We start from the raw sequence: 22252 nt of genomic DNA on the forward strand, positions 1-22252 counted from the left end.
CCTCGCAAGCTGATGACCGACAGGTCGAAGTCCGAGCCCAAGGCGCGGGCGCGGCGGCGTTTCCAGCCCCTTCGCAGACAGGTAAAGCTGCCCGTCTGGGGCGATCTCGGCATAAGGCTCGGCCTTGCGCTTTTCCTGATACTCATCGTCATCGGAATCCACTGGTGGGATCGCGAAGGGCTGGTCGACAATTTCGACGGCCACGTGAGTTTTCTCGACGTCGTCTATTTCACGATGATCTCGATCACCACGACCGGCTTCGGCGACATCGCCCCGATCAGCGACCGCGCGCGGCTGATCGAAGCGGTGATCGTCACCCCGGTGCGCTTTGCCGTCCTCTTCATCTTCGTCGGCACGGCCTATAATTTCATCATCAAGCGCAGCTGGGAGAAATGGCGCATGGCCCGAATCCAGGAACAGTTGACCGGCCACGTCGTGGTGCTCGGCTATGGCGTTTCCGGCTCGCAGAGCGTCGAGGAACTGATCGCGCGCGGGACCGATGCCAGCTGCATCGTCGTGGTCGACCCGAGCGAGGAGCGGCTGGCCGAGGCCGAAAAGCTGGGCGTGAACGTCATGGCCGCCGATGCGACCCGCGACGAGACGCTGAAGGCGGTGCGGATCGGCAATGCGCAGACCGTGCTGGTTTCCGCGGGACGCGACGACACCTCGATCCTGATCGTGCTGACCGTCCGCCACCTCGCGCCCAAGGTTCCGATCAGCGTGGTCGTGCGCGCGCAGGACAACGAAGTGCTCGCAAGGCAGGCGGGCGCGAACAACGTCATCAACCCGGTGCGCTTTACCGGCCTGCTGCTGGCCGGCAGCGCCAAGGGCGCGCATATCTCGGACTACCTTGCCGACCTCGCCTCGGTTTCGGGCCGGGTCCAGCTGGTCGAGCGAGTGGTCGACGAGAAGGAATGCGGCCGTCCGATAACCGACCTCGACAGCGGGGGAACGGGCCTCAGGGTTTACCGTAATGGCCGCGCGATCGGCTATTGGGAAGAGGAATGCCAGAGCCTTCAGAAAGGCGACATCATCGTCGAGATCGTGCCGACCGAGAACGGCACGACCAAGGGCGACGGGCACGGCGACAACCGCGAATAGCGCTTCAGCGCAGCAGCAGGAAGACGCCGCCCATCGCCGCCATGCCGACGAGGAAATGGCCCGCATCGATCGCGAAGAGCAGCCCGCTCCTGCGCTGGTAGAGGTAATTGATCCCCACCGCCGGGATCATCACGCCGACAGCAAAGCCCACCGCCATCATCATGACGACGTGCGGTGCCGGGTCGGTCCGCGCGACGAGGTGCCACAGCACCATCGCGACCAGCATCTCGAACAGGAAGGTGAGGGCGAAGATCACCGCCATGTTGCCCGTTCGCACGTCCGCGTCCGAAAGGCCGGCCGCGCGCTGCCATGCCTTTCCGAACAGCACGCCGTACCAGACCGCACCGACGGCGAAGAAGGCGGCGGTCCCGGCCAGCACCGGCCACAAGGCGAAATCGTTCATGCCGTGAAACTCCGAAACAAAGCATCCTGCTAGCGCATAAGCCGCTTTGCGTGTAGAGGCGCGCGCCAAATGGACACCGCCACCACTTCCCCTCCCCGGACGCTTCCCGACCAGAAACGCGTCGGCATGGTCTCGCTCGGCTGCCCCAAGGCGCTGGTCGATTCCGAGCGCATCCTCACCCGCCTGCGCGCCGACGGCTACGCGATCAGCCCCGACTATGCGGGCGCGGACGTCGTGCTGGTCAACACCTGCGGCTTTCTCGACAGCGCGAAGGAAGAAAGCCTCGCGGCGATCGGTGAGGCGATTTCGGAAAACGGGCGGGTGATCGTCACCGGCTGCATGGGCGAGGAGGCCGATGCAATCCGCGCCGCTCATCCGCAGGTGCTGGCCGTGACGGGCGCGCACCAGTACGAGCAGGTGGTCGAGGCGGTCCACACCCATGCGCCGCCGTCGCAAGGGCCGTTCGTCGACCTGATCCCCCAGCCGGACATCAAGCTGACCCCGCGCCACTACAGCTACCTGAAGATTTCCGAGGGCTGCAATCACTCCTGCGCCTTCTGCATCATCCCGCAGCTGCGCGGAAAGCTCGCCAGCCGCCGGATCGACGCGGTGCTGCGCGAGGCGGAAAAGCTGGTCGCGGCGGGGACGCGCGAACTGCTCGTCATCTCGCAGGACACCAGCGCCTACGGGGTCGACATCCGCCACGAACCGCGCGCCTGGAAGGACCGCGAGGTGCGCGCGCACATGACCGATCTCGCCCGCGAACTCGGCCAGCTACGCACCGAAGAGGGCCGCGCGCCGTGGGTGCGGCTGCACTATGTCTACCCCTACCCCCATGTCGACCAGGTCATCCCGCTGATGGCCGAGGGGCTGCTGACCCCCTATCTCGACATCCCATTCCAGCACGCGAGCCCCAGGGTGCTCAAGCTGATGAAGCGCCCCGCCAACGAAGCCAAGGTGCTCGACCGGCTGAAGAGCTGGCGCGAGACCTGCCCCGACATCGCGGTGCGTTCCTCCTTCGTTGTCGGTTTCCCCGGCGAGACCGAGCAGGATTTCGCCTACCTGCTCGACTGGCTCGCCGAAGCGCGGCTCGACCGGGTCGGTGCGTTCCGGTTCGAGCCGGTCGAAGGCGCGGCGGCCAATGCCCTGCCCGATCCCGTGCCCGAAGAGGTCAAGGAAGAACGCTACGCCCGCCTGATGGAGCTCACCGCCCGGATCAGCGCGGAAAAGCTCGCCGCCAAGGTCGGGCGCACGCTGCCCGTCATCATCGACGAGGTCGGCGAGCCCGATGAGGACGGCGACGTGGGCGCGACGGGCCGCAGCGAGGCCGACGCGCCCGAGATCGACGGCGCGGTCCACCTGCGCGACGTTCCCCCGGACCTTCAGCCCGGCGCGATCGTTGAGGTGACAATCGAGGATGCCGACGAACACGACCTGTTCGGGGTGATCGCCCCCTAGGAGGCGGGTCAAGAAAACGTTATCAACGCCGCATTGCCGCCCTCCCCGCGATTGGCTAGCATTGCACGAAAGGGCCCCGCGACAGGCGGCCCCTATCGAGCGGAGAGACCGATTTGACCCAGTTCCACGCCGACCGGCTGCTTTTGTTCGGAGCGACCGGCGACCTTGCGCGACGCAAGCTGCTGCCCTCGCTGTGCGCGCTCGATGCGGACGGACTGCTGCCTGAAAGCCTTGCGATCATCGGCACGGCCCGCAGCGAACTCGACGATGCGGGCTTCCGCGACATGGCCCGCAGCGCGCTGGAGGAGCACCTGCCGGCCGAACGGCGCGGAGGCATGGCGGATTTCCTCAACCGCTTGCGCTACCAGCCGCTCGACGCCTCGACGCTGGAGGGCTTCGACGACCTTGCCGCCAAGGTCGGTCCGTTGGGCGAAGGGTCGGACACGGGCCTTGCGATCTTCCTGTCGACCGCGCCCAGCCTGTTCGGCCCGACCATCGCCGGGCTCCAGCACGCCGGGCTGACGGGCGAGAACGTGCGGATGTGCCTCGAAAAGCCGCTGGGCGACGATCTCGATTCGAGCCGCGCGATCAACGACGCGGTCGCGGAGGCTTTCCCCGAGGACCGCATCTTCCGCATCGACCACTATCTCGGTAAGGAGACGGTGCAGAACCTCCTCGCCCTGCGCTTCGCCAACATCCTGTTCGAGCCGATCTGGAACGCCACCTATATCGACCACGTCCAGATCACCGTCGCCGAAACCGTCGGGCTCGAGGGGCGGGTCGACTTCTACGACGGCGCGGGTGCGCTCAGGGACATGGTGCAGAACCATATGCTCCAGCTCCTCAGCCTAGTCGCGATGGAGCCGCCGACGGGCTTCGGCCCGACCGCGATCCGCGACGAGAAGGTCAAGGTCCTTCGCGCCCTTCGCCCCGCCAAGCCGGGCGAGACCGTCACCGGGCAATACCGCGCAGGCGCGATCGGCGGACAGGCCGTGCCCGGCTACGACGAAGAACTGGGCCGCGAGTCGGACACCGAGACCTTCGTCGCGATCAAGGCCCACGTCGACAACTGGCGCTGGAAGGGCGTGCCGTTCTACCTGCGCACCGGTAAGCGGCTGCCCGAGCGCGTGACCGAAATCCTCGTCCAGTTCCGCTGCGTCCCCCATTCGATCTTCGACGAGGCCGGGGCCGGCGGGATGGTGACGACCCATCCCAATGACCTGCTCATCGGGATCCAGCCGGAAGAGAACATCACCCTCACCCTGATGGCGAAAGTCCCGGGACTCGACGAGGACGGGGTGAGCCTGCGCGAAGTCCCGCTCGAAATCGCCATGCCCGACGCCTTCGTCGGGCAGCATCGCCGGATCGCCTACGAGCGCCTGCTGCTCGACCTCATCAAGGGCGACCAGACCCTGTTCGTGCGCCGCGACGAGGTCGAGGCTCAATGGCACTGGATCGACGCGATCCGCGCCGAATGGGCGGCGAGCGGCCTCGCGCCGCGCACCTACACCGCAGGAAGCTGGGGGCCGAGCGCGGCGATCGGCCTCGTCGAACGCGACGGAGTGAGCTGGCATGAGTAAGCTCGACGACACGATCCACCGGGTCACGCAGCGCGTGATCGAAAACTCGCGCGATTCGCGCTCCGCCTATCTCGAACTGATGAAGCGCGAGGCGGACCGCCGCCCGGACCATAAGGACATCGCCTGTTCCAACCTCGCCCACGCCTTTGCAGGCGCGATGGAGGACCAGGAGGCGATGAAGAACCGCCGCGGACCGAACATCGGGATCGTGACGGCCTACAACGATATGCTATCGGCCCACGCGCCCTATTACCGCTATCCCGAGCGCCTCAAGATCCACGCCCGCGAGGTCGGCGCGACCGCGCAGGTCGCGGGCGGCACGCCGGCCATGTGCGACGGCGTGACGCAGGGCGAGGACGGGATGGAGCTCTCGCTTTTCAGCCGCGACACGATCGCCATGGCGACCGGCGTCGCGCTCTCTCACCAGATGTACGACGCCGTCGCCTGCCTCGGCATCTGCGACAAGATCGTGCCCGGCCTCATGATCGGCGCGCTGCGTTTCGGCCACCTGCCCGCGGTCTTCGTCCCCTCCGGCCCGATGCCCTCGGGCATCTCGAACGCGCAGAAGCAGGAGACGCGGCAGAAATACGCCGCCGGAGAGATCGGGCGCGACGAACTGCTCGAAAGCGAGCTCGGAAGCTATCATTCGCCCGGCACCTGCACCTTCTACGGCACGGCCAATTCGAACCAGATGATGATGGAGATGATGGGGCTCCACGTGCCCGGCGCGGCCTTCGTCCAGCCGGGGACGAAGCTGCGCCAAGCGCTCGACCGGGCGGCGGTGCATCGCCTCGCCGCGCTCGCCGGAACGACGGAGCGCACGCTCGCTCAGGTCGTCGACGAAAAGGCGATCGTCAACGCCGTCATCGGCCTGCTTGCGACCGGGGGCTCGACCAACCACGCCATCCACATCCCCGCCATGGCGCGCGCGGCAGGCATCCGCATCGACTGGAGCGACCTTGCCGAAATCAGCCGCGTCGTGCCGCTGATCGCGCGGGTCTATCCCAATGGCTCGGGCGACGTGAACCAGTTCCACGCGGCGGGCGGCATGGCCTACGTGATCGGCGAATTGCTCGATGCAGGGCTCGCCCATGGCGACATCCTGACCGTGTGGGACGAGGGCTTTGCCGCCTATGCCAAGGAGCCCGTCTTCGAGGAGGGCTCGCTCGGCTGGGCGGGGATCGAGGCGACCCGCGACGACACCATGCTGCGCCCGGTCGCGGACCCGTTCCAGCCGGACGGCGGGATGCGCCTTCTGACCGGCAATCTCGGCCGGGCCTGTTTCAAGAGTTCCGCCGTCGAGCGCGAACGCTGGACGATCGAGGCGCCCGCGCGCGTGTTTGCCGACCAGTCCGAGGTTCTCGCCGCGTTCAAGGCCGGCGAACTCAACCGCGACGTGGTGGTGGTGGTCCGTTTCCAGGGCCCGCGCGCCAACGGGATGCCCGAACTCCACGCGCTCACCCCCTCGCTCGCCGTGCTGCAGAACCGCGGCCACCGCGTCGCGCTCGTCACCGACGGGCGGATGTCTGGGGCGAGCGGCAAGGTGCCCGCCGCGATCCACCTCACCCCGGAGGCGAAGGGCGGCGGCCCGCTTGCGAAAGTGCGCGACGGCGACGTGATAAAGGTTTGTGCCGAGACCGGCGAACTGTCGGTCGCAGCCGACCTCGATACGCGCGAACCCGCCGCGGACCCGCCGACCCAATGGGGCGTCGGTCGCGAACTTTTCCGCATGATGCAGGCTCATGCCGACGGGGCGGAACAGGGCGCCTCGGCGATGCTGGCGCAGGCCGGGCTGTGACCGACACGACCGGGGAGATCGCGGTCGCCGACATAGGCGGAACTCACGCCCGCTTCGCCCGCGCGCGCGTCGATGCGGAGGGGCGCGCGAGCCTCGGCGAACCGGTCGTATTGCGCACCGGCGACTATCCGGACCTTCCCTCGGCTTGGCGCGCTTTTCTCGAACGCGAACCCGGCTTCACGCCCAACGGCGCGGCCTTCGCGCTGGCCGGGCCGGTGGGCGAAGGTCCGTTCAAGCTGACCAATGCCGACTGGCGTTTCGACCCCGACGCGCTCCCCTCCGAACTAGGCGTTGCGCACGTCACCCTGCTCAACGATTTCGCCGCAATCGCCCACGCGGTCGCGGGGCTCGGGGCGGGCGAGCTCGCCCATCTCGCCGGACCCGAGGAACCACTGCCCGAGCAGGGGACCGTCACCGTGATCGGCCCCGGTACCGGGCTCGGCATCGCCCATTTCCGGATGCACGAAGGCCGCGCGCTGGTGCAGGCGACCGAGGGCTCGCATATAGACTTCGCGCCGGTCTGCCCGCTCGACGACGCGATCCTCGCCGCGCTGCGTGAACGGCACGAGCGAGTCTCGGTCGAACGGGTCATCTCGGGCGAAGGCATCGTCCATATCCAGGCTGCGATCGCCGCGCGCGAGGGCCGCAGCCCTGCGCTCACGGAAAGCCTCGACATCTGGACCGCGGGCATGGCGGGCGAGGACGATCTCGCCGCGCAGGCCGTCGCCCACTTCATCGCAACGCTCGGCCGGATCGCGGGCGACTATGCCCTCGCCCACGGAGCGAGTGCGGTGGTGATCGCGGGCGGGCTGGGCCAGCGCCTCCAACAACACCTGAGCGCCCCGGCGTTTCACGAAGCCTTCATCGCCAAGGGTCGCTACATCAAGTTGATGAAAGCCATACCCCTCTCGCTCGTGACGCATCCCCAGCCGGGATTGCTCGGAGCGGCGCTCGCGCATCGTGTAGGATAGGCTGTAGGATTTCGTGTAGGATTTGGCCCGCGAGGCGCTTGTTAAGGATTATCCCTGCGCCGTCCCTGCATCGGACGCGGCGCGCGCAGCACTGGCGCGCGCGCGTTCAAGGCGGCATAAAGTGCCCATGACGAAACTCGCCCCCCGCCTCGCCGTGTCCGGCCTCGCCGCCGCCCTCGCGTTCGGAGCGCTTTCTGCCGCAACGGGCCTCGTCGCCGCGCAGGAAAGCGACGCGCGCGCCTCGGCCGACCGCGCGGTGGAAGCCGCCGGCGAAGTGCGCGAAGCGCTCGGGGAAATCCGCGCGGTCGATCCAGACACGATGGGCCCCTCGCTGGTGGTCGATCCCTCGCTCCCGCAGCCCTATGGGGCCGATCTCGCCCCGGGCGAGCAGCCGCAGGCCGACCTCCCGCCGATCGCCGGGAACGAGGACCGTTCGCCGCGCGGCCCGGCGACGCGTATGGTGGCGAGCCCCGTGGTGCAGGCGCTCCCCGCACCCGAAGCGGCTCCCGCCGCCCCCGCTGCCTCGGACGATCCCTTCGTCATCAAGAGCATCCTGCCGATCGAGGGCACGATCCGCTATGGCGAATGGTTCTGGGACGACAGCGCCGCGCCCGCCGAAGGCCCGCTGGTCATCACCGTCGACCTCGACGCGCGCGTCATCAGCGCCTTTCGCGGCGGTCACGAAATCGGCACGGCGGTCGCCCTGCTCGGCACGAAGCGCCACCCGACCCCGCTCGGCACCTTCCCGATCCTGACCAAGGAAAAGGACAACATCTCCGAGAAATACAACAACGCGCCGATGCCCTGGACGCTGCGGCTGACCTGGGACGGGATCGCCATCCACGGCTCGCCCGTCATCAACGGCTATGCCAGCCACGGCTGCATCGGCGTGCCCGACCCGTTCGCCAAGAAGCTGTTCGAAGCGGCGAAGCGCGGCGACAAGGTGGTGATCACGCGCGGGCGCTATGTCGGCGTGGGCGACAGGATCCTGTCCTAGTGAACCCGGCGCGGCGGTTCCGGCCGGAAGCGCCAGACTCTCACCTCAAGCCCGATTTTCTCGAGCCTTTCGCTTCCCGGCACGGCGAGCACCCCGCCGAGCGAGGCGTTCTCGAAGCGCCATAGCCGGTCGGCGGCGCGGCCCGCTTCGGCGCGGCTGACCTGCCCGCCGAGCTCGGCGACGATCCGGCGCACCGTCTCGACCTGGATCGCGCGCGGGACGTTGGCGTAATAGCGATAGGCGGGGCCGTCCGGGACGTCCTCGCGGTGCACCATCTCCTCGAAATCGAGCTGCGCGTACCATTCGATCGCGCGCCACGCCTCGGCCAGGTGGCCTGCGCTTTCGGCCAGCGCCTGCGGGTCGAGCCAGTCGTGCTGCGCGAGATGGCGGCGCACGCGGACCCGGTCGAACGCCTCGTCCTCGTTCGAGGGATCGCGCGCGGGCTCGATTCCCGCGGCGGCGACCACGGTTTCGAGGTCGCGCTTACGCCATGACAAGAGCGGGCGGACCAGCAGGATCTCGCTGCCCGGAACATGGCCGTGGGCGCGCACCCCGGCGAGGCCCGCGAGCCCGCTCCCCCGGGCAAGGCGCATGAGCAGCGTTTCGGCCTGGTCGTCGGCATGGTGCGCGGTGGCGAGCGCGCCGCAACCCTGCTCGCGCACCCAGCGGGCGAGCGCTTCGTATCTCGCCTCGCGCGCGCGCGACTGGAGATTGCCGCGCGGCACTTCGACGGCGAGCGCGGTGAAGGGAATGCCGCGTTCGGCGCACAGCGCCTCGACCATGGCGACTTCGCCCGCGGCCTCTGCGCGCAGGCCATGGTCGACGCTGGCGACCGCAATCCGCCCCGGCAGGGCGGCATGGGCAAGCAGCAGGAGTGCGAGGCTGTCCGGTCCGCCCGAGACGGCCAGACCGAGCGGCCCCTCGCGCTCCTCTTCCGGCCAGATCCGCGCGAGGTCCGCGTCGAAGCGGGCGATCAGGTCGGGATCGATATTCCCGGCAATGGCGCGTCTCCCCCGAAATCCGGGCCGTCGCGGCGCGGCGGCCTATTCGCAGGTCACCTTGCGGCGGTTGCTTTCGTACTGGTCGGCGAGCCGCCCGGTCGCGATCGCGGGATAGGTCTCCCCGAATTCGGCGAGCGCGATGCAGGCGCGCCGCGTGTCGCCCATTTCGATCATGCTCTCCGCAAGGAAAAGCAGGCTGTCGGGCGCGCGCCGCGCGGTGCGGTCGGCCTGATAATTGCGCAGGAACCAGCGCGCCGCCTCTTCGGCCATGCCGTCGTCGAGGAAGGCGCGGCCCAGCAGGTTGCGCCCGAAAGTGATGAGCGGGTGGTCGGGGTAGCCTTCGACGAAGCTAGACAATTGCTGGCGCGCTTCGGGATAGAAGCCGGCGTCCCACAGTCGGAAGCCGTAGGTGTATTCGTCCTCGCCCGGATCGCCCGTGTCGGGCTTGGTGATGGCCTGCACCGCGGCGAGCCGTTCGGGGCTGGGGCCGGTCGTTTCGGCACTGGCTGTCGCCGAACCGCTGCTGACCGGTGCGGTTTCGATCCGCTGGTCGCCCTCTGCCGCATCCTCGTCCGTCATCGCGGCAAGATTGCTGTCGGTCGCCGCGCTTTCGGCGGGCGCGGGCGTGCGGACGGTCGGCGCGGCCTCGAGCGCGGCGACGCGTTCGTCGAGACGGGACAGGGCGTTGGCGTTTTCTTCCGTGAGGGCGGTGAGGCGCTGCAATTGCAGCTCGAGTGCGTCGAGCCGGGCGAGGATGTCGGTGATCGCGCTGGTAGAGGGGCGGTCGGGCCGGCTTGCGGCCTGTTCGCCCCCGGTGATCTGCGGTTCGAAGAAGCGCCCGTCGCCGCCGGGAAAGACATTGCGCTGGAGCGCGCGGATCTCGGCCTCGATCTTGCGAAGGCGCGCATCGGTGTTGTCCTGCGCCGCGGCCGGGGCCGGCAGGGTCGCGAGGATCGCGCCGGCGACGAGCACGCCGAACGCCTGCGGGATGCGCCGGGCAAAGCGGCGAGGCGCGGGGGCGGCAGCTAGGGCGGGGGCGATTGTCATGGGTCTTGCGAGCTCCCTCTCTCGTCTCTTTCACATGGGTTCGCGCGCGGCCCGGCCGCGTCGGCGGGCATCACGCGCGCGCGTCCCTGCGGGAACGCGGATGAACACCATTCCAATCTGTGCCCGCTGCACGCCCTCAAGTCGAGGGGCGGGTGCTGCCAAAACGGTGGGAAATCGCAGCCCGCAGCGCGTTCAATTGGCCGAGGGACCATCCGCCTCGCCGCGCGCGAGCAGGGCGCGTGCCGAAACCGGTTCGCCGCCCATCGTCTGCGGCCCCTCGGCCAGCGGAGGCACCCTTCGGCCGCCGATGGTGATCGCAAAGGCATCGGGACGCCCGGTGTTTATCAGCGGTTCGCGCGCATCGCCCGGCACGGTAAAGCTTTCGCCGCTTTCCATCTGCGCTTCGTAGAGCCGTTCGCCGCCGCGTTCGTAAAAGCGCACCCAGACACCGTCCTCGGTCGCGGTGAAGACCACTTCGCCCGAAGCGTCGGGTGCGGGGGCCGGGGCGGCATCGGTGTCGGCGGCGGCGACCTGCGGCGCGGGCTCGGTCGGCGCAGCGGGCGCGGTGTCCTCGCGGGTAAGCGGCGGCAAGTCCGCGCCCTGGCCGAAATAGGAACTGGACAAGGCAACCACCCCGATCACCAGCACGATCGCGGCGATCGCGCCGAACCAGGCCAGGCCGTTCGACGGCAGCTTGGCCGGGTCACCCGGCTCCATCGCGCCCGCCCCGTGATGGCGGCGCTCGCCTTCGTCCGACAATTCGGCGCGAACCTTGTCGGCGATCTCTTCCTCGTCCAGCCCGACAACGCGGGCGTAGTTGCGGGCAAAGCCGATGGCGTAGGTGCGCGAGGGCAGGGTTTCGAAATCGCCCGCCTCGATCACTTCGAGATGGTGCATCGGGATACGGGTTTCCGCGGCGATATGGGCGAGTTCGAGGCGCTTGCGCTCGCGCGCGGCGCGCAGGGTCGCCCCGGCCCCGACGGGCTCGCCGCCGAGATCCTCCTCGGGCGCGTCGGCGAGCGTTTCGTCGCCGAACCCGCCGGTCTGTGTGTCGCTGCTCATGACCCGATCCACGCTATTTGCGGTGTGTGCGCCGGTTTCTGCGCTGGTTTTTGCGTTGCATCATAACAATCGCTGTTGCCCGGCGCTGTCAAGGCGTCGCCCCCGGCAATCGCGCGGATTGCCGCAGGCGCGCGGCGGGCTGCCGTATGGCAGCTCAATCGGTTTCGATCTCGCGCGCGCTCGCCCAGGCGGACAATTCTGCCCGGATGTCGGTGGCCGGGTCGGCCAGCCAGGCGGTGAGCGCGGCGGAAAGCTCGTCGAGGTCGATCTTGCGCACCAGTTCCTTGATCGGGCCGACCGCCGCGGGCGTGATCGAGAGGCGGCGGAAGCCGATGCCGAGCAATGCCAGAGCTTCCAGCCTGCGCCCGCCCATCTCGCCGCACACGCCGACATCGACGCCGCTGCCGACGCTCGACTGGATGACGCGCCGCAGGAACCGCAGGATCGACGGGGACAGCCAGTCGTAGCGCTGGGCGAGCTTGGGATTGGCGCGATCGGCGGCGAACAGGAACTGGGTGAGGTCGTTGGTGCCGACCGAAAGGAAGCTCAGTTTCGGCAGCAACAGGTCGAGCACCTCGGCCAATGCGGGCACTTCGAGCATTGCGCCGAAATGGATGCGTTCCGGCCCGAGCTTCTTCTTGGTGCGAAGGAAGGCGTGCTGTTCTTCGAAAACGGCCTTGGCGGCGTCGAATTCCCACACCTCGCTGACCATCGGGAACATGACGTAGAGCGCCCTGCCCCCCGCCGCTTCGAGCAACGCGCGCGCCTGCGCCTTCATCAGCCCCTCGCGTTCGAGCGCGAGCCGCAGCGCGCGCCAGCCCATCGCCGGATTCTCGTCGTTGCGCGCCACGTCCGAGGCGAGGTAGGGCACCGACTTGTCCCCGCCGATGTCGACCGTGCGGAAGATCACCGGCTTGTCCCCCGCCGCATCGAGCACGTCGCGGTAGAGCCGGGTCTGCCGCTCGCGCTGGGGGAGCGTCGCGGAGACGAGGAACTGAAACTCGGTGCGGAACAGGCCGACTCCGTCCGCGCCCGTCATGGCGAGATTGCTCATGTCGTCGCGCAGCCCGGCGTTCATCATCACCTGGATGCGCGTCCCGCAGCGGGTGAAGGGTTCGACATCGCGCAGCGAAGCATAGGCCGCCTGGCGCTCCTTCGACTTGGCGAAGCGCGCGTGGAAGGCATCGGAGACCTGCTGCAGCGGGCGCACGATCGCGTTGCCCGCGGTCGCATCGAGCAGAACCTCGTCGCCTTCGCGGATCACCCCGCGCACGCCCTGCGCCCGGCCGAGCACCGGCACGCCCATCGCCCGCGCGACGATCACGACATGGGCGGTCAATGACCCTTCCTCCAGGATCACGCCCTTCAGCCGCCGCTTGTCGTATTCGAGCAGTTCGGCAGGGCCGAGATTACGCGCGATCAGAATCGTGTCGCGCCGAAGCCCCTGCGAGGCCGCCGTGCCCAATTGCCCCGCGACGATCCGGATCAGCCGGTTGGCGAGATCCTCCAGGTCGTGCATCCGGTCGGCGAGCAGCGGGTCGTCGATCTCGCGCATCCGCATACGGGTGTGCTGCTGGACGCGCTCGATCGCCGCTTCCGCCGTGAGGCCGGAATCGATCGCCTCGTTGATGCGGCGCGACCAGCCCTCGTCATAGGCGAACATCTTGTAGGTCTCGAGCACCTCCTCGTGCTCGCCGCCGACGCCGAATTCGGCCTGGCCTGCAAGATTGTCGATCTGCTCGCGCATCTTGTCGAAGGCGCGGTAGACCCGCTGGCGCTCGGCCTCGATGTCCTCGGCCATGACCTGCGTGATCTGGACGCGCGGCTGGTGGTAGACCGCCTGCCCCGCGCCGAGCCCCTTGACCATGGGAAGCCCGGAGACGTTGGCGGGCGCGGTCTGCTCCTCGGTCAGGCCGCGCGCTTCCTCCTCGTCGACCAGTTCGGCATTGGCGATCAGTTCGGACAGCACCATCGCGGTGGTCTGGAGCGCCTCGATCTCGACATCCTCGTAGCGGCGCGGATCGACGTGCTGGACGCACAACACGCCCACCGCGCGTTCGCGGTAGACGATCGGTACGCCGGCGAAGGAATGGAATTTGTCCTCGCCCGTCTCGGGGCGATAGAGAAAGTCGGGATGCGCCTTCGCCTCGGCGAGGTTCAATGTCTCGACATTGGCCGCGATTGTGCCGGTCAGCCCCTCGCCCACCGCCATGCGGGTGACGTGGACCGCGCTCTGGTTGAGGCCGCGGGTGGCGAACAACTCGAGCATCCCCTCGCGCAACAGGTAGATCGAGCAGACCTCGCTGGTGAGGCATTCGCCGATGATCTCGACCACGCGGTCGAGCTTGCCCTGCGCGTGAAGGCGCGAGGCCATGACCTCGGTCAGGCGGGTGAGGATCTGGCGGGCGGATGCGGCAGCGGTCATGTGTCCCGCCCGGTCTACTGCGGAGCGCGCGCAAAAGCAAAGCGCCGCGTGAGCGCATGGGCTCGCGCTGCTGGAGGCAGAGTCGAACCCGCCGGTCGCGCAGCCTCGCGGGCGCGCCGGATGCTTGTCGCCGGGTCAATCCGGCCGGATCAGGCTGACGGGAGCGCGCGCGTCAGCCGCGCGCGATCTCCTCCTTCAATCGGAGCTTCTGCTTCTTGAGGAACTGGACCTTTGCAGCATCGGGCGCGGGCCGGGCCATTTCGTCGCGCAGGCGGGCTTCGATGCCGGCGTGCTTGGACTGGAGTGCCTGGACGTGCGAGGTGGAAGCTGCAGTTGCCATAGTCGTTACCTCCTTCAAGCCGGGGGGCTGCCCCCGAAAGAAGCGACTCGGACCCTTGCGGCCGAGCCGCAGGTTTGAAGCAAACCACAGGTAAGCTATCTTGCAAAGTCGTTAGAATGCGTGAATCGGCGTCTGCGCGGATGTGCGCGGTGAATCGTTAACGGGATCGGCACCTCGTTCAGGCCCATCGGCGCATGGCCGAAGGGTCTTCGGCGACGGGTTCGGGGAACAGGCAGGCAGGCGGAATGAACGAGGCGGAGCTGCGCAAGAAGCTCGAATTGCTGCGCACCGAACATCGCGATCTCGACGCGGCCATCGCCGCGCTGACCGAGGCGGGGGAGCGAACGGGCTTCGTCGACCAGCTCCAGATCGCGCGCCTGAAAAAGCGCAAGCTGCGCCTCAAGGACCAGATCGCGATCATCGAGGACGAATTGCTGCCCGATATTATTGCGTAGCTTTCTTTGCGATCGCCCATCCGGGCGATCGTCCTCGGTGCTATTGCTCGCTTCGCTCGCGCACCTGCGGGCGCGCGGTCGCGCTTGCGGCGGCTGCGCCGCCGATCAGCGCTCCCCGGCTCGATCTTCGATTTGCCCCCAAGAAGCGCAGGAACGGCCCGGAGGGCCGCAAGGGCGACTGCCCGCCCGCAGCGACGCGCCCGCAGGGCGCATGAGCGAGGATGTCGCGCGCCCGGATGGGCGCGCGCCAATAAAAACGTCCCGCACCGGGACACGTCGATCTTTTACCGGGAAAGTAACCATAGGATAATGGAGCTTCACGCCCCCGCGCCCTAACCCTGTGGGAGTCATGGCCCGCACCAGCGATCTTTCCCGCCCGATCATCGAGGCACTCTACACCGAAGCCCTCGTCCTTGCCGACGAGGTGCGCGCGGTCTTCGCCTCCGGGACGCGGCCTGCCGAACCCGCCGACCCGATGAGCGGCGAAGGCGCGATGATCCGGCTCGCGCTCTCGACCGAGGGGCTCAAGACCACGACGCGAATGATGCACGTGCTCGCCTGGCTGCTCAATCAGCGCGCGTTCTTTTCGGGCGAGCTGTCCGCCAGCCAGGTGCGGCGTCACGGCACGCTCCCGCCCGACCGCGAAGCGGATGCCGAAGCGCTGGCCCGGCTCGAACCGGAAACCCGCGCGCTGATCGAGGAAACGGTCCAGCTGCACCGCCGAATCGCGCGGCTGGATGAAGCATGGCGGCAGGATTTCGCCATGCAGTCGCCCGCGCGCGCGTTCCAGCAGATGATCGGGCGCGAACTGGGGCGCGGCTAGGGCGTCAAGCGGCGGCGAGCGCCTTGCGCCAGCGAGCCAGCCGCTCCTCGCGCACGTCGTCCGGCATGACCGGTTCGAAGCGGGTGAGCTCGCCCTGCATCGCCTCGGCCGCCGCCGCGAGGTCGGGGTAGAGCCCCGCCCCGGTCGCCGCCAGCATCGCCGCGCCGAGTGCGGTCGTCTCGACGAAGCCGGGCCGTTCGACCGGCACGCCGAGCACGTCGGCGAGATCCTGCGCCATCCAGTCGTTCGCCGCCATGCCGCCGTCGATGCGAAGGCTCGCCCAGGCGGTCCCGTCGGCGGCGAAGGCTTGCGCGAGGTCCCATGTCTGGTGCGCCATCGCTTCGAGCGCCGCGCGGGCGAGCTGTGCCTTGCCGCTGGCGAAGCTGAGCCCCGCTATCACCCCGCGCGCATCCGCCCGCCAATGCGGCGCGCCCAATCCGGCGAGCGCGGGCACGATCGTCACCCCGCCGCTGTCGGGGATCGACCGGGCGAGCGCCTCGGTCTCTTCGGCGACATCGACGATGCCGAGCGAATCCCTCAGCCACTGGACGAGGCTCCCCGCGACGAAGACCGAGCCTTCGATCGCGTAGGTCCGCTGGCCCTCAAGCTGGGTCAGCACGGTCGAGAGCAGGCGGTGCGTCGAACGCGGCACGGCGCCGCCCTGGTTGGTCAGGATGAAGGCCCCCGTCCCGTAGGTCGCCTTGGTCTCGCCCGGCGACAGGCAGGCCTGCCCGATGGTCGCCGCCTGCTGGTCGCCCGCGCAGCCGGTGATCGCGATCGGTCCGCCGAACAGGCGCGGGTCGGTCCGGCCGAGTTCACCCGCCATGTCGATGACTTCGGGCAGCGCGGCGCGGGGTACGCCGAAAAGCTCGCACAGCCCTTCGTCGAACTGCGCGCTTTCGAGGTCCATGAGCAGCGTGCGACTGGCATTGCTGGCATCGGTCACATGGCGCTTGCCGCCGGTAAGCTTGAAGATGAGCCAGCTTTCGACCGTGCCGAAGGCGAGCGTCCCCGCCTCCGCTGCCGCCTTCACCGCGGGCACGTTATCGAGCATCCAGCGCATCTTGGTGCCCGCGAAATAGGGATCGAGGACAAGGCCGGTGCGTCGCTGGACCTCCGCCTCGTGGCCCGCTTCGCGCAGCTCCATGCACAAGGGCTCGGTCCGGCGGTCCTGCCACACGATCGCGCGGGTCAGCGGCTCGCCCGTCTCGCGGTCCCAAGCCACCACCGTCTCGCGCTGGTTGGTGATGCCGAGCCCCGCGATCATCGCCGCCCCGCCTGCCCTAGGCACGACCTCGCGCGCGCAGGCCAGCGTCTTGTCCCAGATCTCGGCCGCATCGTGTTCGACCCAGCCGCCTTGCGGGTAATGCTGCGTCAGCTCGGCCTGGGCGCTCGCGACCATGACGCCGTCGCTGGCGAACAGCATGGCCCGCGTCGAAGTGGTCCCTTCGTCGAGCACGAGGATATAATCGCTCATCGTCTCCCCTTTTCCTGCGCCTCTCCCCTAAAGGCTGGCGCGACCCGAAGTCGAGGGGTGCGGCCGCGACCCTCGACAGGCGCGGCGCGCGCCGCCATATGCCCGGGCATGGCAGAGATCCCTCCCAAGCCCTGGCCCACCGGCGAGGCCGAAGCGGTCGAACCGCTGGTCCGCCGCGTGCTCGCCCCCAACCCCTCGCCCTATACCTACACCGGCACACAGACCTATGTCGTCGGCGAGGACGGCGGGCCGGACTGCGCGGTGATCGACCCCGGCCCGGCGGAGGAAGCGCATCTCGACGCGATCGAGCGCGCAATCGCGGGGCGCAGGGTCATCGCGATCATGTGCACCCACACCCACCGCGACCACTCGCCCGCCGCCGCCCCGCTGGCGGAGCGGACGGGCGCGCCGATCGTCGGCTGCGCGCCGCTGGTTCTGGAGGCCGACCTGCCGCGCTCGGACGAGAGTTTCGACACCACCTATGCGCCCGACCGCGTGCTGGAGGACGGCGAGGCGATGAAGGGCACGGGCTGGACCCTCACCGCTGTCGCGACCCCCGGCCATACCTCGAACCACCTGTGCTTCGCGCTCGAGGAATCGGGCGCGCTGTTCACCGGCGACCATGTCATGGGCTGGTCCACTAGCGTCGTCGTCCCGCCCGACGGCGACATGGGCGCCTATCTCGCCAGCCTCGAAAAACTGCTCGCGCGCGAGGACAGGGTCTACCACTCCGCCCACGGCGCAGCGATCACCAAGCCGCGCCAATTGGTGCGCGGGATGATCGGCCACCGCCGCCAGCGCGAGAACCAGATCCTGCGCCTGCTTGGGCAGGAGGCCCGCGCGGTCGGCGAGTTCATCCCGGCAATGTACAAGGGGCTCGACGAACGCCTCGTCCCCGCCGCCGAGATGAGCGTGACGGCGCACCTCCTTGACCTCGAAAAGCGCGGCCTCGTCGCGCGCGGCGAGGAAGCGGGCGTCGAAATCTGGCGCGGAGCCTAAGCTCGCTTTTCGCTCGAAAATCGCGCGTCTGCGCCTATATCGGTCGCTAAAAGGAATAGCGGGGATCCCATCATGAGCATCGAGACGAAACTTCCCACCGGCCAGGACCTGCTCGCCGAGATCGACCGGCTGCGCAAGGAACGTAACGCCGTCATCCTCGCGCATTACTACCAGACCGCCGACATCCAGGACATCGCGGACTTCGTCGGCGACAGCCTCGAATTGTCTCGCAAGGCGGCGGACACCGATGCCGACGTGATCGCGTTCTGCGGGGTCAAGTTCATGGCCGACACCGCCAAGATCCTCTCACCCGAAAAGACGGTGATCCTGCCCGACATGGACGCAGGTTGCAGCCTCGAAGACAGCTGCCCGCCCGAAAAGTTCAAGGCTTTCCGCGAAGCCCACCCCGATCACATCGCGCTGACCTACATCAACTGTTCGACCGAGGTGAAGGCGCTCTCCGACATCATCGTCACCTCCTCCAGCGCGGAGACGATCCTCCAGCAGATCCCCAAGGACCAGCCGATCATCTTCGGCCCCGACCGGCACCTCGGCGGGTGGCTCAGCCGCAAGTTCGACCGCGAGATGCTGCTTTGGCCGGGTGTGTGCATCGTCCACGAAGCCTTCAGCGAGACCGAGCTCCTCAAGCTCAAGGAACAGCACCCCGGCGCGCCCATCGCCGCGCACCCGGAATGCCCGCCGACAATCCTCGACCACGCCGACCATGTCGGATCGACGTCCTCGATCCTGAAATACGCGCAGGAATTCGAAGGCGACACGCTGATCGTCGCGACCGAGCCGCACATCATCCACCAGATGGAAAAGGCGCTCCCGGAAAAGAACTTCATCGGCGCGCCCGGCGCGGACGGCAACTGCGCCTGCAACATCTGCCCCTACATGGCCTTGAACACGATGGAGAAGCTCTACGTCGCCCTGCGCGACCTCGAACCACGTATCGAGATCGACGAGGACATCCGCCTCAAAGCCAAGAAGAGCCTCGACCGGATGCTGGAGATGGCAAGCGGGACCGTGGGCAAGGGCGACCTCGGCAGAGTCGAGATCGAGGAAATGCCCAAGGGCGAGGTGCCCAGCGGGGATTAATCCCTTCTGGGAGCGGGGGCGACCTTACGCTGGCTCGCCCGCGCCACCGCAAGAGCGCTTCCCAACAGCACCATCCCCGCAACGTCGAGCGCGGTGAGCATCTCGCCGAACACGCTCCAGCCGATCAGCGCGGCGACCGCCGGCTGGGTCAGCAGGGCGAGGCCGATCACCAGCGGCGGGAAATGGCCGAGCGAATAGACCAGCAGGCCCTGTCCGACGAGCTGGCTCGATACGAACAGGATCAGGATCGGCGTCCAGTCGGTCGGCCAGACCGGTTCGCCCAGCGCCAGCGCCAGCGCGAGCAGGGTCGGGCAGGCGAACAGGCTCACCCAGACGAGCAGGCTCCACCCGCCGAAACCGCCCCGCGCCCCTTGCAGGTTGAGCAGATAGACCGCGTAGAGCAGCCCCGCGGCGAGGCAGAACAGGTCGCCCACGAAGGTTTGCTGCGAAATCTCGAGACTGCGCCCGAGCAATATCCCGGCCCCTGCGAGCGCGCAGAAAATGGCGAGCCATTCCGCCCCGCGCGGCAGGCTGCGCGCGGCGATGAAGCCCCAGAACAGCAGCACGATGCTGCCCGAATTGCCAAACAGGGTCGCGTTGGCGAGCCGTGTCATGCCGATGCCGGTGTGCCAGCTGGCAAGGTCCAAGGCGAAGGCGGTCGCCCCGATCGCCACCGCGACAAGCGTGCGGCGCGGCATCCCGCCGAGCCGCTGGCCCGCGACCCGCGCGAACACCGCGAGGAAGGGGAGCGCCAAGAGCAGCCGCCAGAACGCCGCCGAGACCGGCCCCGTGTCCGCCAGCCGCACCAGCCACGGCCCCGTCGCAAGCGCGACATTGCCCGCCAGCAGCGCCGCCAGCAGCACCCACCCGCGCGCCCGCCCGAGCGCCTGCGGTGCAAGATTTTCTGTCCCGGCCCCCTCTTTTTCCATGCTTGCGCCCTAGCTCCATCACCGCCAAGTGAACAGCCAAGCGATACGCAACAGGAGGATTTCACGCGATGCACGACGCCCTTTTCCAGCCGCTCACCATGGGCGCGCTCACGGCGAGGAACCGCATCTTCATGGCCCCGCTCACCCGCGGGCGCGCGGCCGAGCCGATGTTCGTGCCGAACGAACTGATGGCGACCTATTACCGCCAGCGCGCGGGCGCGGGCATGATCCTGACCGAGGCGACCGGCATCAGCCGCGAAGGGCTCGGCTGGCCGAGCGCGCCCGGCATCTGGTCAGACGAACAGGTCGAGGGCTGGAAGCTCACCACCAAGGCCGTGCATGACGAAGGCGGGCTGATCGTCATGCAGTTGTGGCACATGGGCCGACTGGTCCACCCCTGGTTCCTCGACGGCGAACCGCCCGTCTCGGCAAGCGCGACACAGGCACCCGGACAGGCCCACACCCCGGTGGGCAAGCAGGACTACGCGCTTGCCCGAGAGCTTTCCAAGGAAGACATCGCCCGTGTCGTCGCCGACTATCGCCACGCCGCCGAAAACGCCAAGAAGGCGGGCTTCGACGGGGTCCAACTGCACGGCGCGAATGGCTATCTCGTCGACCAGTTCCTGCGCGATTCCTCGAACCTTCGCACCGACGAATACGGCGGCAGCCCGGAAAACCGCACCCGCTTCATGCGCGAAGTTCTCGAAGCGCTGGTCGATGTCTGGGGCGCGGACCGCGTCGGCATTCGCCTGTCGCCCAACGGCGAGACGCAAGGGGTCGACGACAGCGACCCGGCGGCGACCTTCGGCGCGGCGGCGAAGGTGTGCGAAGAGCTCGGCCTCGCCTTCGTCGAACTGCGCGAGCCCGGCCCCGACGGGACTTTCGGCGCGACCGACGTGCCCAAGCAGAACCCGGTCATCCGCGCGGCCTATTCGGGCGCGCTGATTCTCAATTCGGACTACACCGCCGAAGCCGCCGAAGAAGCCGTCACCAGCGGCGTGTGCGACGCGGTGAGCTTCGGGCGGCCCTATATCTCGAACCCCGACCTCGAGACCAGGATCGCGCGGGGCGCGCACTGGAACCCGAACAAGGACGTGCCCAAGAGCTGGTATTTCCCAATCCCCGAAGGCTATGTCGATTACCCGACGCTCGCCGAAGAAGAGGCGGAAGGCGCGGCGGCCTAGTCCTCGACCGGCGGCGCGACCGGAAGTCCGGTCGCGGCCGGCGAGGGAGAAGGCTGCGGCGCGGGCACGGGCGCGGGTGCGGGGGTCTCATCCCCCTCCTGCGCCCCATCCGCTTCGACCGCATCGCCTTCATCCCCGCCCTCGGCCCGATCGCCTGGGCTCGTCTCGCGTTCCATCGGCGGGGATTGCGAGCGCAGCCGCTCGAGCGGGAGCATATCGTCGCTGATCGTCCCGCCGAGCACCTCGCCCGCTGCTTCGCCCCCCTGCGCGGTCTCGCGCGGGGCTTCGGCCTCCTCCTCGCAGGCCGACAAAAGCAGCAGCGCGCCCAGCGCCGGGGCTGCGAGTTTCGTGAAAGTCAGCGGCATGAATTGCGTCCCGTGCGGTCCAAGGTGTCGAGGAAATCCTGCGCCCGAGCGATCAGCGCGGCGTCCCAGTCCTCGCGCGACACCTCCTTGCCGAGCCGGGCGAGGCTCGTCACCCCGAATTCCTCGATCCCGCACGGCACGATGCCGGAAAAGTGCGAGAGGTCCGGGTCGAGATTGACCGAGAAGCCGTGCATCGTCACCCAGCGCCGCACGCGCACGCCGATCGCGCCGATCTTCGCCTCGCGCCCGTCGATGTCCCGGGTCCAGATGCCGACGCGCCCCTCGCTGCGCCAGGCCTCGACCCCGAAATCGGACAGGGTGTCGATGACCCAGCCCTCGATCGCATGGACAAAGCAGCGCACGTCCTTGCCGCGGCTGTTGAGGTCAAGCATCAGGTAGCCCACCCGCTGGCCCGGCCCGTGATAGGTGTAGCGCCCGCCGCGCCCGGCCTCGACCACCTCGAAGCGCGGGTCGGTGAGCTCCTTCGGGTCCGCGCTGGTCCCGGCGGTGTAGACCGGCGGGTGTTCGAGCAGCCAGACCATCTCGCGCGCCTCGCCCGCGGCCACGGCGGCATTGCGCGCCTCCATCTCCGCAAGCGCCTCCGCATAGGGCACGAGCGTGTTGGATACGCGCCATTCCACTGCGGGATCGGGCGCGATGCCTGTGGCGGAGTCGGGCGCTGTGCTTGCCATGGCGACTGCGTGGGGGCATTAGCAGCGCATATCAAGAGGCAAGC

General features: G+C 68.5%; 21 protein-coding genes. 11 read left to right on the forward strand and 10 right to left on the reverse strand.

Translation table 11 applies throughout. The features are described from left to right. Positions 1 to 12 precede the first annotated feature (12 nt). Positions 13 to 1101, forward strand: a complete 1089-nt coding sequence (locus G9473_RS09980; RefSeq protein ID WP_291132967.1) for a TrkA family potassium uptake protein — start codon at positions 13 to 15, stop codon at positions 1099 to 1101. A 4-nt stretch (positions 1102 to 1105) separates the two neighbouring features. Here the strand turns inward: G9473_RS09980 and G9473_RS09985 are convergent, their stop codons facing one another. Beyond that, the gene (locus G9473_RS09985; protein ID WP_291132968.1) at positions 1106 to 1504 is read right to left on the reverse strand and encodes a DUF1761 domain-containing protein; all 399 of its coding nucleotides are present in this window, start codon (positions 1502 to 1504) and stop codon (positions 1106 to 1108) included. Between the two features lie 69 nt (positions 1505 to 1573). On the opposite strand from G9473_RS09985, the gene rimO reads away from it, so the two are divergent. From rimO to G9473_RS10010, 5 genes are all read left to right on the forward strand, one after another. Further along, entirely contained in the window at positions 1574 to 2962 is a 1389-nt protein-coding gene (gene rimO / locus G9473_RS09990; protein ID WP_291132970.1) for a 30S ribosomal protein S12 methylthiotransferase RimO, read from the forward strand. 113 nt (positions 2963 to 3075) lie between these two features. Beyond that, positions 3076 to 4542 carry a glucose-6-phosphate dehydrogenase gene (zwf, locus tag G9473_RS09995; RefSeq protein ID WP_291132972.1) on the forward strand — a complete coding sequence of 489 codons (1467 nt, stop codon included), beginning with the start codon at positions 3076 to 3078 and terminating at the stop codon, positions 4540 to 4542. Beyond that, positions 4535 to 6340: a phosphogluconate dehydratase gene (gene edd / locus G9473_RS10000; RefSeq protein ID WP_291132974.1), complete on the forward strand. Its 1806-nt coding sequence runs from the start codon at positions 4535 to 4537 to the stop codon at positions 6338 to 6340. Before zwf ends, edd begins: the two co-directional genes overlap by 8 nt. After that, positions 6337 to 7311: a glucokinase gene (locus G9473_RS10005; RefSeq protein ID WP_291132976.1), complete on the forward strand. Its 975-nt coding sequence runs from the start codon at positions 6337 to 6339 to the stop codon at positions 7309 to 7311. Before edd ends, G9473_RS10005 begins: the two co-directional genes overlap by 4 nt. Positions 7312 to 7438: 127 nt before the next feature. Beyond that, positions 7439 to 8308, forward strand: coding sequence for a L,D-transpeptidase family protein (locus G9473_RS10010; protein WP_291132978.1), 870 nt, complete (start codon positions 7439 to 7441; stop codon positions 8306 to 8308). Here G9473_RS10010 and tilS read toward each other — a convergent pair. From tilS to G9473_RS10035, 5 genes are all read right to left on the reverse strand, one after another. Beyond that, complete coding sequence (tilS, locus tag G9473_RS10015; protein WP_367159809.1) at positions 8305 to 9216, reverse strand: tRNA lysidine(34) synthetase TilS; 912 nt, start codon at positions 9214 to 9216, stop codon at positions 8305 to 8307. The two genes, G9473_RS10010 and tilS, sit on opposite strands and share 4 nt — an antisense overlap. Positions 9217 to 9351: 135 nt before the next feature. Beyond that, positions 9352 to 10356: a tetratricopeptide repeat protein gene (locus G9473_RS10020; RefSeq protein WP_291132980.1), complete on the reverse strand. Its 1005-nt coding sequence runs from the start codon at positions 10354 to 10356 to the stop codon at positions 9352 to 9354. 192 nt (positions 10357 to 10548) lie between these two features. Continuing rightward, entirely contained in the window at positions 10549 to 11418 is an 870-nt protein-coding gene (locus tag G9473_RS10025; RefSeq protein WP_291132982.1) for a helix-turn-helix domain-containing protein, read from the reverse strand. Between the two features lie 154 nt (positions 11419 to 11572). Continuing rightward, the gene (ptsP, locus tag G9473_RS10030) at positions 11573 to 13843 is read right to left on the reverse strand and encodes a phosphoenolpyruvate--protein phosphotransferase (protein ID WP_291132984.1); all 2271 of its coding nucleotides are present in this window, start codon (positions 13841 to 13843) and stop codon (positions 11573 to 11575) included. 172 nt (positions 13844 to 14015) lie between these two features. Continuing rightward, positions 14016 to 14183 carry a DUF465 domain-containing protein gene (locus tag G9473_RS10035; protein ID WP_291132985.1) on the reverse strand — a complete coding sequence of 56 codons (168 nt, stop codon included), beginning with the start codon at positions 14181 to 14183 and terminating at the stop codon, positions 14016 to 14018. A 245-nt stretch (positions 14184 to 14428) separates the two neighbouring features. Between G9473_RS10035 and G9473_RS10040 the strand changes: the two genes are divergently transcribed. After that, positions 14429 to 14638, forward strand: a complete 210-nt coding sequence (locus G9473_RS10040) for a DUF465 domain-containing protein (RefSeq protein WP_291132987.1) — start codon at positions 14429 to 14431, stop codon at positions 14636 to 14638. A gap of 349 nt (positions 14639 to 14987) precedes the next feature. Next, positions 14988 to 15461: a DUF1465 family protein gene (locus G9473_RS10045; protein WP_291132988.1), complete on the forward strand. Its 474-nt coding sequence runs from the start codon at positions 14988 to 14990 to the stop codon at positions 15459 to 15461. A gap of 4 nt (positions 15462 to 15465) precedes the next feature. On the opposite strand, the gene glpK is transcribed toward G9473_RS10045, so the two are convergent. Continuing rightward, entirely contained in the window at positions 15466 to 16938 is a 1473-nt protein-coding gene (glpK, locus tag G9473_RS10050) for a glycerol kinase GlpK (RefSeq protein ID WP_291132990.1), read from the reverse strand. Positions 16939 to 17046: 108 nt separating this feature from the next. Between glpK and G9473_RS10055 the strand changes: the two genes are divergently transcribed. Further along, a complete protein-coding gene (locus tag G9473_RS10055) occupies positions 17047 to 17937 on the forward strand; it encodes an MBL fold metallo-hydrolase (protein ID WP_291132992.1) in 891 nt (296 codons plus the stop codon). 72 nt (positions 17938 to 18009) lie between these two features. Further along, positions 18010 to 19038, forward strand: coding sequence for a quinolinate synthase NadA (gene nadA / locus G9473_RS10060; RefSeq protein ID WP_291132993.1), 1029 nt, complete (start codon positions 18010 to 18012; stop codon positions 19036 to 19038). Here the strand turns inward: nadA and G9473_RS10065 are convergent. Continuing rightward, entirely contained in the window at positions 19035 to 19967 is a 933-nt protein-coding gene (locus G9473_RS10065) for a DMT family transporter (RefSeq protein ID WP_291132994.1), read from the reverse strand. The genes nadA and G9473_RS10065 overlap by 4 nt on opposite strands. Before the next feature lie 68 nt (positions 19968 to 20035). Here G9473_RS10065 and G9473_RS10070 point away from each other — a divergent pair, with 68 nt between their 5' ends. After that, the gene (locus G9473_RS10070) at positions 20036 to 21151 is read left to right on the forward strand and encodes an alkene reductase (protein ID WP_291132996.1); all 1116 of its coding nucleotides are present in this window, start codon (positions 20036 to 20038) and stop codon (positions 21149 to 21151) included. Here the strand turns inward: G9473_RS10070 and G9473_RS10075 are convergent. Both G9473_RS10075 and lipB read right to left on the reverse strand, forming a co-directional pair. Continuing rightward, the gene (locus tag G9473_RS10075) at positions 21148 to 21516 is read right to left on the reverse strand and encodes a hypothetical protein (protein ID WP_291132998.1); all 369 of its coding nucleotides are present in this window, start codon (positions 21514 to 21516) and stop codon (positions 21148 to 21150) included. The genes G9473_RS10070 and G9473_RS10075 overlap by 4 nt on opposite strands. Continuing rightward, positions 21507 to 22208 (reverse strand): lipoyl(octanoyl) transferase LipB, encoded by a 702-nt coding sequence (gene lipB / locus G9473_RS10080; RefSeq protein ID WP_291133000.1) that lies wholly within the window; start codon positions 22206 to 22208, stop codon positions 21507 to 21509. Before lipB ends, G9473_RS10075 begins: the two co-directional genes overlap by 10 nt. Positions 22209 to 22252 lie beyond the last annotated feature (44 nt).

Source organism: Erythrobacter sp., from assembly GCF_011765465.1.
GTDB lineage: Bacteria > Pseudomonadota > Alphaproteobacteria > Sphingomonadales > Sphingomonadaceae > Erythrobacter.

Coding starts and splice junctions, on each gene's coding strand:
- G9473_RS09980 (WP_291132967.1), top strand. CDS start 13: ATGACCGACAGGTCGAAGTCCGAGCCCAAGGCGCGGGCGCGGCGGCGT.
- G9473_RS09985 (WP_291132968.1), bottom strand. CDS start 1,504: ATGAACGATTTCGCCTTGTGGCCGGTGCTGGCCGGGACCGCCGCCTTC.
- rimO (WP_291132970.1), top strand. CDS start 1,574: ATGGACACCGCCACCACTTCCCCTCCCCGGACGCTTCCCGACCAGAAA.
- edd (WP_291132974.1), top strand. CDS start 4,535: ATGAGTAAGCTCGACGACACGATCCACCGGGTCACGCAGCGCGTGATC.
- G9473_RS10010 (WP_291132978.1), top strand. CDS start 7,439: ATGACGAAACTCGCCCCCCGCCTCGCCGTGTCCGGCCTCGCCGCCGCC.
- G9473_RS10020 (WP_291132980.1), bottom strand. CDS start 10,356: ATGACAATCGCCCCCGCCCTAGCTGCCGCCCCCGCGCCTCGCCGCTTT.
- G9473_RS10025 (WP_291132982.1), bottom strand. CDS start 11,418: ATGAGCAGCGACACACAGACCGGCGGGTTCGGCGACGAAACGCTCGCC.
- ptsP (WP_291132984.1), bottom strand. CDS start 13,843: ATGACCGCTGCCGCATCCGCCCGCCAGATCCTCACCCGCCTGACCGAG.
- G9473_RS10035 (WP_291132985.1), bottom strand. CDS start 14,183: ATGGCAACTGCAGCTTCCACCTCGCACGTCCAGGCACTCCAGTCCAAG.
- G9473_RS10040 (WP_291132987.1), top strand. CDS start 14,429: ATGAACGAGGCGGAGCTGCGCAAGAAGCTCGAATTGCTGCGCACCGAA.
- G9473_RS10045 (WP_291132988.1), top strand. CDS start 14,988: ATGGCCCGCACCAGCGATCTTTCCCGCCCGATCATCGAGGCACTCTAC.
- glpK (WP_291132990.1), bottom strand. CDS start 16,938: ATGAGCGATTATATCCTCGTGCTCGACGAAGGGACCACTTCGACGCGG.
- G9473_RS10055 (WP_291132992.1), top strand. CDS start 17,047: ATGGCAGAGATCCCTCCCAAGCCCTGGCCCACCGGCGAGGCCGAAGCG.
- nadA (WP_291132993.1), top strand. CDS start 18,010: ATGAGCATCGAGACGAAACTTCCCACCGGCCAGGACCTGCTCGCCGAG.
- G9473_RS10065 (WP_291132994.1), bottom strand. CDS start 19,967: ATGGAAAAAGAGGGGGCCGGGACAGAAAATCTTGCACCGCAGGCGCTC.
- G9473_RS10070 (WP_291132996.1), top strand. CDS start 20,036: ATGCACGACGCCCTTTTCCAGCCGCTCACCATGGGCGCGCTCACGGCG.
- G9473_RS10075 (WP_291132998.1), bottom strand. CDS start 21,516: ATGCCGCTGACTTTCACGAAACTCGCAGCCCCGGCGCTGGGCGCGCTG.
- lipB (WP_291133000.1), bottom strand. CDS start 22,208: ATGGCAAGCACAGCGCCCGACTCCGCCACAGGCATCGCGCCCGATCCC.